The organism is Pseudomonas sp. PA-1-6B, from assembly GCF_021609545.1.
GTDB classification, from domain to species: Bacteria; Pseudomonadota; Gammaproteobacteria; order Pseudomonadales; family Pseudomonadaceae; genus Aquipseudomonas; species Aquipseudomonas fluorescens_BV.
In genome coordinates this window covers 1-12,587 of record NZ_WJZM01000030.1, presented here as the reverse complement: position 1 = coordinate 12,587, position 12,587 = coordinate 1, and the positions used below count along the sequence as shown (strand labels likewise).

Below are 12,587 nucleotides of genomic sequence, written 5' to 3'. Positions count from 1 at the left end.
GAGCGGGGTTGGTTATTAAATCAGCGGCGAGTCAGAGGCTGTTCAGCAAACTTCACTGCGGCCAGCCCATGGGCAATCAACGCTCGGATATTGCCATGGTCACTGCCCTCAGGCGTCGCCACCACCGACCGGTAATGCTCACCAAACGCCAGCAGTGCTTCCTTATCACTCAACCCTTCCAGCAGCGCCAAACCCAGGGTCTTGCACGACCCTTCATTCTGCCCAGCGGCATTTTCCACACCGCCGTTGATGAAAGCTTGCGGCTGGTAGTCGTAACCCGCCGCGACGAACGCCAAGGTATCGGCAAAGACGTGTTCGCCGCTGTTGAGGCTGGCGCGCAGGGTGTTCAAATCAGTCATGAGGCTTTCCTTTGGCGAACGCGGCCTGTTGGTCTGCGTTGGCTTCTTGCTGGTATTGGGCTTTCCACTCTGCGTACGGCATGCCGTACACCACTTCACGGGCGTCATCGAGGCTGACCTCGATCTGGCGTTCGTCGGCTTCGGCCTTGTACCACTTGGACAGGCAGTTACGGCAGAAGCCGGCGAGGTTCATCAGGTCGATATTCTGCACATCCTTGCGGCTGTCCAGGTGGGCCACCAATCGGCGAAAGGCGGCGGCTTCGAGTTCGAGGCGTTGTTGGTCGTTCATAGGGCTCACTTAGTATCAGCGGCTGGCGGCCAGAGTGATCGAAACCGACTCGGCAAAGCGCAGCGCGTGGGGCTTGTCCACTTCGACTTCGGCGTACAGCACCGATTCGTTGCTCATCACCAGGTCCAGCAATTCCTGGGTCAGGCGCTCCAGCAGGGCAAAGCGATTGCCTTCGACGTGAGCGATGATGGCCTTTGTGATGGTGCGGTAGTTCAGGGCGTGGTCGATATCGTTGTCTCGCACGGCTTCCTGGGCGGCATACAGGATGGTCAGGTTGATCAGCACATCCTGCTTGTTGAGGATTTCGTCCTCGTTGATGCCGATAAAGGTGCGCAGGCACAGGTCCTTGACCCGGATACGCGCCATGCCTGGTTGAAGTTGTGGCATTGCTACTTGCTCCGTCCAATCAGTTGCAGGAACTCCATGCGGGTGGTGTTCGACTCGCGAAAGGCGCCGAGCATCACCGAGGTGTTCATGGTTGAATTCTGTTTCTCCACGCCGCGCATCATCATGCACATGTGCTTGGCTTCGATCACCACCGCCACGCCGGCGGCCTGGGTCACGTCCTGGATGGCGTCGGCGATTTGCCGCGTGAGGTTTTCCTGGATCTGCAGGCGCCGGGCGAACATGTCGACAATGCGCGCCAGTTTTGACAGGCCCAGCACCTTGCCGGTCGGAATATAGGCCACATGGGCCTTGCCGATGAAGGGCAGCAGGTGATGCTCGCACAACGAATACAACTCGATGTCCTTGAGGATCACCATCTCGTCATTGTCGGACGCGAACAGCGCGCCGTTGACGATTTCCTCCAGATTCTGCTCATAGCCATGACACAGGTACTGCATGGCCTTGGCCGCGCGCTTGGGCGTATCGAGCAGGCCCTCGCGCTGCGGGTCTTCGCCCAGGCCCTTGAGGATCTCGCGGTAGTGGTGGGGCAGGGATAAGGTCATACAACATCCTCGTAAACGGCTTACTTGATATGCCGCCCACCGTTGACGGTCAGGGTGGTACCGGTGACATAGGGATTGTCCAGCAGGTAACGCACGCTCTGGTAGATCACCTCGGGCCCGGGTTCGATGCCCAGGGCTGACTTGGCCAGGACCTTGGCGCGATAGGCCGCGTCATCGCCTTCGTTGAACATCACCATCGCCGGTGCGATGCCATTGACCTTGATCAGCGGCGCTAACTGTGCGGCAAACGATAACGTGAGGCTGTCGAGCCCGGCCTTGGTGGCGCAATAGGCGATGTGCTGCCGGCTGCCCTTGCGCACCACGTCGTCGCTGATATGCACGATATCGGCAAGTGTCGAGCGGTGCAGCAATGGTGAACAATGCAGGTTGATCAGGTACGGCGCAAGCATGTGCACGCTGAACATGTCGATAAAGGCACGGCTTTCGTCGCCCGGGGTTTCGGCGACCCAGGCTGAAGCGTTGTGGATGATCGCTCGCAGGCTTTGAGTATGGGTTTTTACTGTGGCAATGAAAGCCAGCACTCCGGCTTCGCTGGAGAAGTCGGCAAACACGCCGACGGCGCCCCGTTCACGCAGCGCCTGCACGCCAGGGCGTTCGCTGCGGTAGCTGAAAATTACCGATTGGCCCTCATCTAGCAGGCGCTGGGCACAATGCAGGCCGACACGCTGGCCGGCACCGGTGATCAGGATCGGAGCGTTGGTTGCATTCATGGGAGGCTCAAGTCGCTGGCAGGCTCAAACTATACCAGCGCCCCGGCCTCCCTGTACTCAAGCGGCGGCTTCAGTGACTTTGCGAGGGGGCGAAGGGTGCAGCCAGTTCGCCAGCAGATGGGTCGACAGCGGTATAAAAAGGTAAACCATCAGCGGGGTCAGGGCTGCGGTGCTGACCAGTACGCGGCTGAACAGGTCCAACTCGTTGAGCAGCGGCCCCAGGCCGAAGTTGAACAGCAACGATACCGGGAAAAAAGCCAACCAGATGGCCACCGCCTGTTTCCAGCGTGGCGGGCGGGCACCCGCTGCGCCGAACCAGCCATCGATACCGCTGACACGGTGTTCCGACGGGTTGGCAAATAGCTCGCTGCCACGGCTCAGCCACGCGCTGCGCGAAGCGGAGAACTCCCATGCGTGCAGGGTTTTTTCATCGGCGAAGCGGAAGATGATCTGGAATTCATCATCATGGGGTGGTGGCGCCAGCACGCCGGAGCCCAGGTAACCGGGGAAGTCAGTCGCCAATTGCTCGCCTTCGCGCAGCCAGGCCATCAGTTCTTCGTAGCGACCTTTGGCCACGCGGCGCGCAACCATCAAGGTGACGGGTGAGGTAGACATCGTATATCTCCAAATCAGCAAGTGCGCCGAGCCGGGTAGGCGGCGCACGAACGAAGCTGCGGGGTGGTGCAGCAACGCAAAAGAACAGGCAAGGATTATTCCGGTTTTGCCCAAATACGCCAGAAACTTCGGATGGATCGCCGTAGATCTTGAATCATGCAGTTCAATCGGCGTTAAATGGGATCCAAATTCATACAAGTTTTTTGACTGCTGATGCCCGAAATCACTGCGCCTCTTCGCGAAACGACACCCGACAGCCACACTGACGGCGAGGGCCTGTTTCCGATTCGTGAAGTGGCAAGACTCACAGGCGTGAACCCGGTGACGCTACGTGCCTGGGAGCGTCGCTACGGTTTGATCCAGCCTGTACGCACCGAAAGTGGGCACAGGCTTTACTCAAGCACCGATATCGAAACCGTGCACCGCATCCTCGACTGGATCGAGCGTGGCGTAGCGGTGAGCAAAGTCGGCAAGCTTTTGGCGCGCGACCCACAGCCCAACGAGCCGGCTACAGCGTCACGCAGCGATACCGAGCTGGAGTGGCGCCAATGGCAGGCGCAACTGCGGCAGGCCATCAGTGCCTTTGATGATCGTGAGCTCGACCGGTTGTACGGTCAGATCTTCAGCGTCTATTCGACGACCGTGGTGTTCCAGGACATTTTGGTTCCGCTGTGGCAGCAATTGTTACGTCACCAAGGCCGCTTTGGCCAAGCCAGCGAGTGGCTGTTCTTCGACAATTTCCTGCGCTCGCGCGTCGCACGGTGCCTGCAAATGGCCTGTGCCTCGCCAGTGCCCAGGGTGTTGCTCTCAGCCATTGCCGGAGAGTGCCGTGAGCTGGAGTTGCTGGTGGCGGGCTTGTTGATGTCGAGCGAGAAACTGGCGGTCAAGGTCCTGGGCGTTGGCCAGCCACTGGATGAGTTGACGCTGATCTGCGAGCGCACTCGGCCGCAAGCCCTGGTGCTGTTTTCCAATCATGCCCCTGGCGCAGAGTTGGCGTCGCGGCTCAATCGCCTGGCCTTCACCCTCGATTGTCCGTTATTGCTGGCTGGTGAGGCGTCGGACCTGGCGGAACACAGCCTGGCAGGTTCGTCGATTGGTTGCCTGGGCAATGACGGACGCTGGATGCCGCGCCGCTTGCAGCAACTGCTCAGCGGCCATCTGGAGTCTCAGGCATGAACGTGAGGATGGACCAGGCGGTGCTGGTGCAGGATGAACTGGCGTAACCGTTCGATCTCATCAGCATCGCTTTGGCTCAGGCGGTAGGCGAACAGGCCGCGGGCGGTTACCCGCTCCAGCGTACCGCGCAGGGCGATGCGTTCGTAGCCGGAAGGGCTGAACCACAGGGAAAACGTCTTTGGCGGTTTGACCCGGCCACGCACCTCTACCAGCACCCCTTTGAATGACACTTCGTGCACCCACAGCGCGCTGGAGTAGCCCTTGATGTTTTCCAGCGCCACCGGCGTTTCAAGCGCCAGGCGCCACGGGCGGATCATCGGCCCATCTTCAAAAATGCTCGGTACGCCCAGGCGCAAATGCACAGCATGAAACTCATCTTCCACCAGGTGCAACGGGAAGGTGAGTTGCTGGTTGTCGAACTGCGCCTGGATGGTGACCTGGTCGTGAGCCGCTAGCCGCGTGAGCAAATCGCGAATCTGTGCCCCGCCATTAACCGTCAGGCTCGACCATGCATCCCGCAGGTTGAGCTGCGGGTTGTGCTGCATGTCCTGGATAAAATCCAGCTCGTCCTGCGTCAATAGCGTGTCGCGTTGCATTGATCTGGCTCAAGGCTGAGGCATTAAAAAGCCATTATCGCTCTAAAGACCGCGTTTTTTACAGTTTGTTAAATCCACTCGTCGCCTTGAGTGCGGCGAGCTCGCTCTTGAGCTCGGCCAACTGGGCTTCCAGTTGGGCGACACGCTGTTGTGCCTTGACTTGAGTGGTGACGTCTTTCTGCACCCCGACGAAATAGGTTTGCTTGTCGACCCCGTTGTACACGGTTGAAAGCGATAGCTCGTTCCAGAAAGGCGTGCCGTCCTTGCGGTAGTTGCGCAGGATTTCTCGGCAGGCGCCGCCGCTGTCGAGCGCATCACGAATGGCGATCAGGGCCGGTTGGTCGCGGTCGCCTGACTGCAGGAAGCGGCAGTCCTGATACAGGATTTCGTCCAGGGTATAGCCGGTCAGCCGTTCGAAGGCCGGGTTGACGTAGATCAGCGGTTTGTCTTTGCCTTCGCGCTCGGCAACGACGATCCCGTCGTTGGACGCATTGACGACCATTTGCAGCAGTTTGGCGTTAATCATAGAGCGGTCCATGGCCTGGTTTTGACCTTGCCAGTTTATGGCAAGTCTGGAATGTTGCACGGTGCGCACTGAAATATTGGCACAGGCTGCTAATATCCCACGCTTTCACTCAACTACAGGATCAGATTGATGAAAGTCGCCATCCTCTCCGGCTCGGTCTACGGTACGGCTGAAGAAGTCGCTCGCCACGCGGAAGAAATCCTCAAGGACGCAGGTTTCAACGCCTGGCACAACGCGCGTGCCACGCTGGCAGACGTGCAGGCCTTTGCTCCCGAAGCATTCCTGGCAGTGACCTCGACCACCGGCATGGGCGAGCTGCCCGACAATCTACAGCCTCTGTACTCAACCATCCGCGACCAACTGCCCGCCGCCTGGCGCGGCCTGCCGGGAGCGGTCATCGGCCTGGGCGACGCCAGCTATGGCGATACCTTCTGTGGCGGCGGTGAACAAATGCGCGAATTGTTCGCCGAACTGGGCATCCGCGAAGTGCAGCCGATGCTGCGCCTGGACGCCAGCGAAAGCGTCACCCCGGAAGCTGACGCCGAGCCTTGGCTGGCCGATTTGATCACCGCGCTGCGCGGTTGAACCCCAGGGAGCGCCGTTATTGACGGCGCTTGTTTGACACGTACTTGTACTATTCTCTTGACTGACTCGCTCAGTCATCAAGCTGGCTGCCAAGGAAACTCCTTGCGCCTCGGCGTCTGACTAGACTGGCTCTCACTTTAGACACCATAAGAAGTGCGCCAAGGAGGTCATTGCCATGAGCCTAGCCCCTGCACCATCGCCACAAAACGTCAAAGCCCAGGTCAGCGCCGCCGAATGGCAAACCCGCGTGGACCTCGCGGCTTGCTATCGCCTGGTGGCCATGCACGGCTGGGATGACCTGATCTTCACGCATATTTCGGCCAAGGTGCCGGGCACTGAAGATTTCCTGATCAACCCCTATGGGCTGATGTTCCATGAGATCACCGCGTCGAGCCTGGTCAAGGTTGACCAGGCCGGCAATAAGCAAATGGACAGCCCCTACGAGATCAACCCTGCGGGCTACACCATCCACAGCGCCATCCACGAAGTGCGCCACGACGTGACCTGCGTGCTGCACACCCACACCGCTGCCGGCGTGGCGGTGTGTGCGCAAAAGCAGGGTGTATTGCCCATCAGCCAGCAATCGCTGTTTGTGCTGTCCAGCCTGGGCTATCACGCCTATGAGGGCGTGGCGCTCAATCACGAGGAAAAGGCCCGCCTGCAAGCGGATCTGGGCCAGAACAATTTCCTGATGCTGCACAACCACGGCCTGCTGACCTGCGCCGGCACCATCGCCGACACCTTCCTGATGATGTTCACCTTCCAGCGCGCCTGCGAGATTCAGGTACTGGCCCAAAGCGGCGGCACCGAGTTGATCGCCATCGAGCCGCAGATTCTCGCCGGTGCCAAGGCGATGGTGGCAGCTGTCACAAAAAGCGCCCAAGGTATGGGCGGTGCGCTGGCCTGGCCGGCACTGCTGCGCAAATTGGATAATCAGGACCCCGGGTATAAAAGCTGATGCCACTCGCCGAGATACCGCTCAGAGCCTGGCGCAAGCGCGGCCAGGACTTCGTCTTTCGTGGCCACACCGTGCGGTATTGGGTGGCCGGGCAGGGCGAGCCGTTGCTGCTGATTCATGGTTTCCCCACGGCCAGTTGGGACTGGCACTACCTGTGGCAACCCCTGGCCCAGCGCAACCTGGTGATTGCCTGCGACATGCTCGGCTTTGGCGACTCGGCCAAACCTTTGGACCACGACTATTGCCTGTTGGAACAGGCCGATCTGCAACAGGCGCTGCTTGAGCACCTGCGCGTAGAGCAGCCGGTGCATGTGTTGGCTCATGACTACGGCGACAGTGTTGCCCAGGAATTATTGGCCCGGCATTACGAGGGCCGGTTCCAGATGGCGAGCTGTGTATTTCTCAACGGCGGGCTGTTTCCGGAAACCCATCGGCCGGCGCTGGTGCAAAAGCTACTGCTCAGCCCGTTGGGCTGGATGATCGGTCGGGCCTTTGGGCGCAATGCATTGGCCAGCAGTTTCAACCAGATCTTCGGCCCCCAGACGCGGCCCAGTGAAAGCGTGCTGGATGATTTCTGGAGTTTGATCAGTTGCAACGACGGCCCGCGTATCCTGCACAAACTGATCGCCTACATCCCCCAGCGCCGTCGTCTGCGCGAGCGCTGGCTCACGGCCATGCAGCGAGGCGAAGTGCCGCTGCGGGTGATCGACGGCGAAGTAGACCCGATTTCCGGGGCTCATATGGTCGAGCGCTATCGCCAACTGGTGCCCCAGCCCGACACGATAAGACTGGCCAATATTGGCCATTACCCGCAGATCGAGGCGCCAGTCCAGGTGCTCAAGCATTACCGGGCGTTTCGTGAGCGCATCAGCCAGCCTTCACCGCGCGCGGCCTATTCCTGAGCCTGCGCATCATCCCGCTGCCTTATCAAGCACCATTCAGCCCTGGCCGTCTTTATTGTGACCAAAGGCTGCTTGCGTGACACTCTGCCTATTCCCATTGTCGCCAGCGGAGTTCGGTATGAGTGAGTCAGTGCAGTTCCAGGATAAGGTGGTGATCGTCACCGGCGCCGGTGGTGGCTTGGGCCAGGCCCATGCGCTGCTGTTCGCCAGGCACGGAGCCAGAGTGCTGGTCAACGACCTGGGTGGCTCAACCCAAGGCGAGGGCGCCAACGCCTCGGCGGCCGACCGGGTGGTTGCACAGATCCGCGCGGCGGGCGGCGTTGCCGAAGCCAACCATGACTCCGTCACCGACGGCGACAAGATCGTACAGAACGCCCTGGATGTCTTCGGCCGGGTCGACGTGGTGGTCAACAACGCCGGCATCCTGCGCGATAAGACCTTCCATAAAATGGATGACAGCGACTGGGACCTGGTTTACCGGGTGCACGTCGAAGGCGCCTACAAAGTCACCCGCGCCGCCTGGCCGCATTTGCGCGAGCAGGGTTATGGCCGGGTGATCTTCACGGCGTCGACGTCTGGTATTTACGGCAACTTTGGCCAGTCCAACTACGGCATGGCCAAGTTGGGCCTGTATGGCTTGACCCGCACCCTGGCGCTGGAAGGGCGCAAGAACAACATCCTGGTCAACGCGATTGCCCCCACCGGTGGCACACGCATGACCGAAGGGCTGATCCCGCCGCAGGTGTTCGAGCGCCTCAAGCCGGAACTGGTCAGCCCACTGGTGGTGTACCTGGGCAGTGACGCCTGTGAGGAAACCGCAGGCTTGTTTGAAGTGGGTGGCGGCTGGATCGGCAAGACCCGTTGGGAGCGCAGCCTGGGTGTGGGTTTTGATCCCGAGGCCGGTTTTTCGCCGGAGGATGTGGCCGCGCACTGGCAGCAGATCTGCGATTTCGAAGGGGCTGCGCACCCCAAGGACAATATCGAGGCACTGAAGGAAATGATGGCCAACTTGCAGAAGTTCAGCCTCTGATCATTGCCGGTAAATCAATGAATCCCACGGGGCGTCGATGACGCCCCGTTTTATTGCAGGCATAAAAAAGGCCGCTGCATAGGCAGCGGCCGAAGTAAGACGTTGGATCAAGGAGCGACAAATCAACGTCAGTGAACACCGGGAACAGACTGATTACAGGATCAATCCGTTATAAATCAGCTTTTCTCCCCAATGCGGGAGCGGGCCGTTTGCCCTGAAAGCCAGGCAAGAATAGTCGGTTGTAACAGAATGAGTAATAGCAGTTCGGGACAAGGACTGTTACCAAATCGACAATAATTGCCCGGCACCATCGATGCCTCTGGTAAGCCTTCATCCATCGCATGCATGGCCCGGTCCAGCGCCCGGCCAGCGAACCCCGTCATCCTTTCGAGCGACAACACGAATACCTCCTTGGTGCGCTTATCGCCCCTCAAGGGCGGCAGTAGGGTGGGGTCTTCTGTCACTCACCGGGGAAGACGCATGACAAAAACAATAATGCGCGCCATCTTCACGCCACAGGCGCTGGCCACTGCGGTTGCGCTGGGCTGCTGTGCCCAGGCGCAGGCTGTTTCGTTCAACATCGGCGAGATCGAAGGGCAATTCGACTCCTCGCTGTCGGTCGGCGCCAGTTGGGGCATGCGCGATGCTGATAAAAGCCTGGTCGGCACGGTCAATGGCGGGACGGGCCAGGCGTCCACCGGAGATGACGGGCGCCTCAACTTCAAGAAGGGCGAGACCTTCTCCAAGATCTTCAAGGGGCTGCACGACCTTGAGTTGAAGTACGGCGACACCGGCGTTTTCGTGCGTGGCAAGTATTGGTACGACTTCGAGCTCAAGGACGAAGACCGCGAGTTCAAGCCCATCAGCGATCACAACCGTAAGGAAGGCGCCAAGTCCAGCGGTGCGCAGATCCTCGATGCCTTCGTCTACCACAACTACTCCCTGGGCGACCTGCCCGGCACCGTGCGCGCCGGCAAGCAGGTGGTCAGTTGGGGCGAAAGTACCTTCATCGGTAACTCCATCAACAGCATCAACCCGATCGACGTGTCGGCGTTCCGCAGGCCCGGTGCCGAGATCAAGGAAGGCTTGATCCCGGTGAACATGCTGTTTGCCTCCCAGAGCCTGACCAATCAACTGACCGTGGAAGGTTTCTATCAACTGGAATGGGACCAGACGGTGCTCGACAACTGCGGCACCTTCTTCGGCGGGGACGTGGCGGCGGACGGTTGCACCAATAATTACACCGTGGGCAGCCCGGCGATCCGACCGCTGCAACCGGTGGCGGCTGCCTTTGGCCAAGGGTTTGGCGTGACCAATGAAGGTGTGATTGTGCAGCGTGCCGGTGACCGCGATGCGCGCGACTCCGGCCAGTTCGGCGCAGCCCTGCGCTGGCTGGGCGATGACACTGAATACGGCCTGTACTTCATGAACTACCACAGTCGCACACCGACCGTCGGCACCCTGACCGCCAATACCAACCTGGCCACCATCGGGCGCATCATCAACACCGCCAACGCCCTGGCGCCCGGTTCCGGGGGCGGTTTGGCGCAAAGCACCATGCTCGGCCGCGGCCAGTACTACCTGGATTACCCGGAAGACATCCGCCTGTTCGGCGCCAGTTTCTCCACCACCTTGCCCACGGGCACGGCGTGGACCGGCGAAATCAGCTATCGGCCCAATGCGCCGGTGCAACTCAACACCACTGACCTGACCCTGGCCCTGGTCAACCCCATTGCGGGCCAACTCGCCTCACCCATCCGCAGCAATTTCGGCGATGACAACAAAGGCTATCGCCGCAAGGAAATCACCCAGATCCAGAGCACCATGACCCAGTTCTTCGACCAGGTACTGGGCGCCGAGCGCCTGACCCTGGTGGGCGAAGCGGCGGTGGTGCACGTCGCCGGCCTGGAAGACAAAACCAAACTGCGCTATGGCCGAGACTCGGTGTACGGCGCCTACGGTTTTCAAGGTGACACCGACGGTTTCGTCACCTCCACCTCGTGGGGCTACCGGGCGCGGGCGATCCTTGACTACAACAACGCGATTGCCGGTGTGAACCTCAAGCCCAACCTGTCCTGGTCCCATGACGTCGCGGGCTACGGCCCCAACGGCCTGTTCAACAAAGGCGCCAAGGCCATCAGCGTCGGCGTGGATGCGGACTATCGCAGCACCTACACCGCAAGCCTGAGCTACACCGACTTTTTTGGCGGTGACTACAACACCCTGACCGACCGCGACTTCCTCGCCCTCAGCTTCGGCGTGAACTTCTGATCTGGCTTAAAAGAAGGACAAGACCCTATGCGTAAGATGATTGCAGTGTTGGCCCTGAGCGTATTGGCCGCCAACGTAATGGCGGCGGTATCGCCCGAAGAAGCAGCCAAGCTCGGCACTTCCCTGACCCCGGTCGGCGCCGAAAAAGCCGGCAATGCCGATGGCTCGATCCCGGCCTGGACCGGTGGCATCCCCAAAAACGCCGGCACGGTGGACAGCAAGGGCTTCCTCTCCGACCCCTTCGCTAACGAAAAACCGCTGTTCGTGATCACCGCCGCCACGGTGGACAAGTACAAGGACAAACTCTCCGACGGCCAGGTGGCGATGTTCAAGCGCTACCCCGAGACCTACAAGGTCCCGGTGTACCCCAGCCACCGCACGGTCAACTTGCCGGCGGACATTTACGAGTCGATCAAGCGCAGCGCCGTGAATGTGAAGGCGATCAACGATGGCAACGGCCTGGAGAACTTCACCGGCAACCGTTACTACGCGTTTCCTATCCCCAAGAATGGCGTGGAGGTGCTGTGGAATCACATCACCCGTTACCACGGCGGCAACCTGCGGCGCATCATCACCCAGGCCACGCCCCAGACCAATGGCAGCTACACGCCGATCCGTTTCGAAGAAGAAGTAGCGGTGCCGCAAGCCATCCCGGATATCGACCCGGCCAAGGCCGCCAACGTGCTCAGCTATTTCAAGCAATCGGTCACCGCGCCGGCGCGGCTGGCGGGCAACGTGCTGCTGGTGCATGAAACCCTCGACCAGGTGAAGGAACCGCGCCTGGCCTGGATCTACAACGCCGGCCAGCGCCGTGTGCGGCGCGCACCGCAGGTGTCCTACGACGGCCCGGGTACCGCCTCCGACGGCCTGCGCACAACCGACAACTTCGACATGTTCTCCGGCGCGCCCGACCGTTATGACTGGAAACTGGTGGGCAAGAAGGAGATGTACATCCCCTACAACAGCTACAAGCTCGATTCGCCAAGCCTCAAGTACGACGACATCATCAAGGCCGGGCATATCAACCAGGACCTGACCCGTTACGAGTTGCACCGCGTGTGGGAAGTGGTCGGCACCGTCAAGCCCAGCGAGCGGCACATCTATGCCAAACGCCATATGTTCATCGACGAAGACAGCTGGCAAGTCGCCCTGGTGGACCACTACGACGGCCGCGGCCAACTGTGGCGCGTTGCCGAAGGCCATGCGCAGTTCTATTACGACCACCAGGTGCCGGCCTACACCGTGGAAACCCTGTACGACCTGATTGCAGGGCGCTACATCGCGCTGGGCATGAAGAACGAAGAGAAAAGCAGCTTCGTGTTCGGCTTCGCGGCCAAGGCGGCGGACTACACCCCGGCTGCACTGAGAGCGGAGGGCGTTCGCTGATTCCACACTGAAATGAGGTTGAAAATGTGGGAGCTGGCTTGCCTGCGATAGCAGTGGGCCAGCCCGCTCATCGATTGCTGTTGCACCGCCATCGCAGCATAGGTATCTACACAACTTCGGCACGACGCTAAATCTGTGGCGAGGGAGCTTGCTCCCGTGACGGCCTGGCAGCCGACACAGATATAACTGATGCCCCGCGATCCAATGTGGGAG

The 12,587-nt window shown here is 60.3% G+C and carries 16 protein-coding genes; 7 read left to right on the top strand and 9 right to left on the bottom strand.

From position 1 onward, the window contains the following. Positions 1–20: 20 nt before the first annotated feature. The 6 genes from GIV35_RS15630 to GIV35_RS15605 are packed head-to-tail and all read right to left on the bottom strand — an operon-like array spanning position 21 to position 2,944. On the bottom strand, positions 21–359 hold the full coding sequence (locus GIV35_RS15630) for a HopJ type III effector protein (protein WP_127881029.1): 339 nt from the start codon (positions 357–359) through the stop codon (positions 21–23). After that, positions 352–648 carry a DUF1244 domain-containing protein gene (locus GIV35_RS15625; protein ID WP_032879544.1) on the bottom strand — a complete coding sequence of 99 codons (297 nt, stop codon included), beginning with the start codon at positions 646–648 and terminating at the stop codon, positions 352–354. Before GIV35_RS15625 ends, GIV35_RS15630 begins: the two co-directional genes overlap by 8 nt. 15 nt (positions 649–663) lie before the next feature. Beyond that, on the bottom strand, positions 664–1,035 hold the full coding sequence (gene folX, locus GIV35_RS15620) for a dihydroneopterin triphosphate 2'-epimerase (protein ID WP_003194073.1): 372 nt from the start codon (positions 1,033–1,035) through the stop codon (positions 664–666). 2 nt (positions 1,036–1,037) lie between these two features. Then, positions 1,038–1,598 (bottom strand): GTP cyclohydrolase I FolE, encoded by a 561-nt coding sequence (gene folE, locus GIV35_RS15615; RefSeq protein WP_003194072.1) that lies wholly within the window; start codon positions 1,596–1,598, stop codon positions 1,038–1,040. Between the two features lie 20 nt (positions 1,599–1,618). Next, on the bottom strand, positions 1,619–2,329 hold the full coding sequence (folM, locus tag GIV35_RS15610) for a dihydromonapterin reductase (protein ID WP_223023114.1): 711 nt from the start codon (positions 2,327–2,329) through the stop codon (positions 1,619–1,621). A gap of 57 nt (positions 2,330–2,386) precedes the next feature. Beyond that, entirely contained in the window at positions 2,387–2,944 is a 558-nt protein-coding gene (locus tag GIV35_RS15605) for an antibiotic biosynthesis monooxygenase (protein WP_105228414.1), read from the bottom strand. Positions 2,945–3,157: 213 nt separating this feature from the next. Between GIV35_RS15605 and GIV35_RS15600 the strand changes: the two genes are divergently transcribed. Continuing rightward, complete coding sequence (locus tag GIV35_RS15600; RefSeq protein ID WP_236264674.1) at positions 3,158–4,120, top strand: MerR family transcriptional regulator; 963 nt, start codon at positions 3,158–3,160, stop codon at positions 4,118–4,120. Here GIV35_RS15600 and GIV35_RS15595 read toward each other — a convergent pair. Both GIV35_RS15595 and GIV35_RS15590 read right to left on the bottom strand, forming a co-directional pair. Then, a complete protein-coding gene (locus tag GIV35_RS15595; RefSeq protein WP_054921549.1) occupies positions 4,111–4,716 on the bottom strand; it encodes a hypothetical protein in 606 nt (201 codons plus the stop codon). The genes GIV35_RS15600 and GIV35_RS15595 overlap by 10 nt on opposite strands. Before the next feature lie 58 nt (positions 4,717–4,774). After that, positions 4,775–5,242, bottom strand: coding sequence for a PAS domain-containing protein (locus GIV35_RS15590; protein WP_105228410.1), 468 nt, complete (start codon positions 5,240–5,242; stop codon positions 4,775–4,777). Positions 5,243–5,371: 129 nt separating this feature from the next. On the opposite strand from GIV35_RS15590, the gene GIV35_RS15585 reads away from it, so the two are divergent. From GIV35_RS15585 to GIV35_RS15570, 4 genes are all read left to right on the top strand, one after another. Continuing rightward, positions 5,372–5,827: a flavodoxin gene (locus GIV35_RS15585; protein WP_105228408.1), complete on the top strand. Its 456-nt coding sequence runs from the start codon at positions 5,372–5,374 to the stop codon at positions 5,825–5,827. A gap of 175 nt (positions 5,828–6,002) precedes the next feature. Next, on the top strand, positions 6,003–6,785 hold the full coding sequence (locus GIV35_RS15580) for a class II aldolase/adducin family protein (protein WP_060765090.1): 783 nt from the start codon (positions 6,003–6,005) through the stop codon (positions 6,783–6,785). Further along, positions 6,785–7,687: an alpha/beta fold hydrolase gene (locus GIV35_RS15575; protein ID WP_198714924.1), complete on the top strand. Its 903-nt coding sequence runs from the start codon at positions 6,785–6,787 to the stop codon at positions 7,685–7,687. Before GIV35_RS15580 ends, GIV35_RS15575 begins: the two co-directional genes overlap by 1 nt. Positions 7,688–7,805: 118 nt before the next feature. Continuing rightward, positions 7,806–8,717 (top strand): SDR family oxidoreductase, encoded by a 912-nt coding sequence (locus tag GIV35_RS15570; protein ID WP_236264675.1) that lies wholly within the window; start codon positions 7,806–7,808, stop codon positions 8,715–8,717. A gap of 176 nt (positions 8,718–8,893) precedes the next feature. Here the strand turns inward: GIV35_RS15570 and GIV35_RS15565 are convergent, their stop codons facing one another. Beyond that, positions 8,894–9,118, bottom strand: a complete 225-nt coding sequence (locus GIV35_RS15565; RefSeq protein ID WP_146120470.1) for a hypothetical protein — start codon at positions 9,116–9,118, stop codon at positions 8,894–8,896. Positions 9,119–9,197: 79 nt separating this feature from the next. On the opposite strand from GIV35_RS15565, the gene GIV35_RS15560 reads away from it, so the two are divergent. Together GIV35_RS15560 and GIV35_RS15555 are read left to right on the top strand one after the other, a co-directional pair. Further along, positions 9,198–10,988: a DUF1302 domain-containing protein gene (locus GIV35_RS15560; protein ID WP_213153966.1), complete on the top strand. Its 1,791-nt coding sequence runs from the start codon at positions 9,198–9,200 to the stop codon at positions 10,986–10,988. A 27-nt stretch (positions 10,989–11,015) separates the two neighbouring features. Next, the gene (locus tag GIV35_RS15555) at positions 11,016–12,374 is read left to right on the top strand and encodes a DUF1329 domain-containing protein (protein WP_223023112.1); all 1,359 of its coding nucleotides are present in this window, start codon (positions 11,016–11,018) and stop codon (positions 12,372–12,374) included. Positions 12,375–12,587 lie beyond the last annotated feature (213 nt).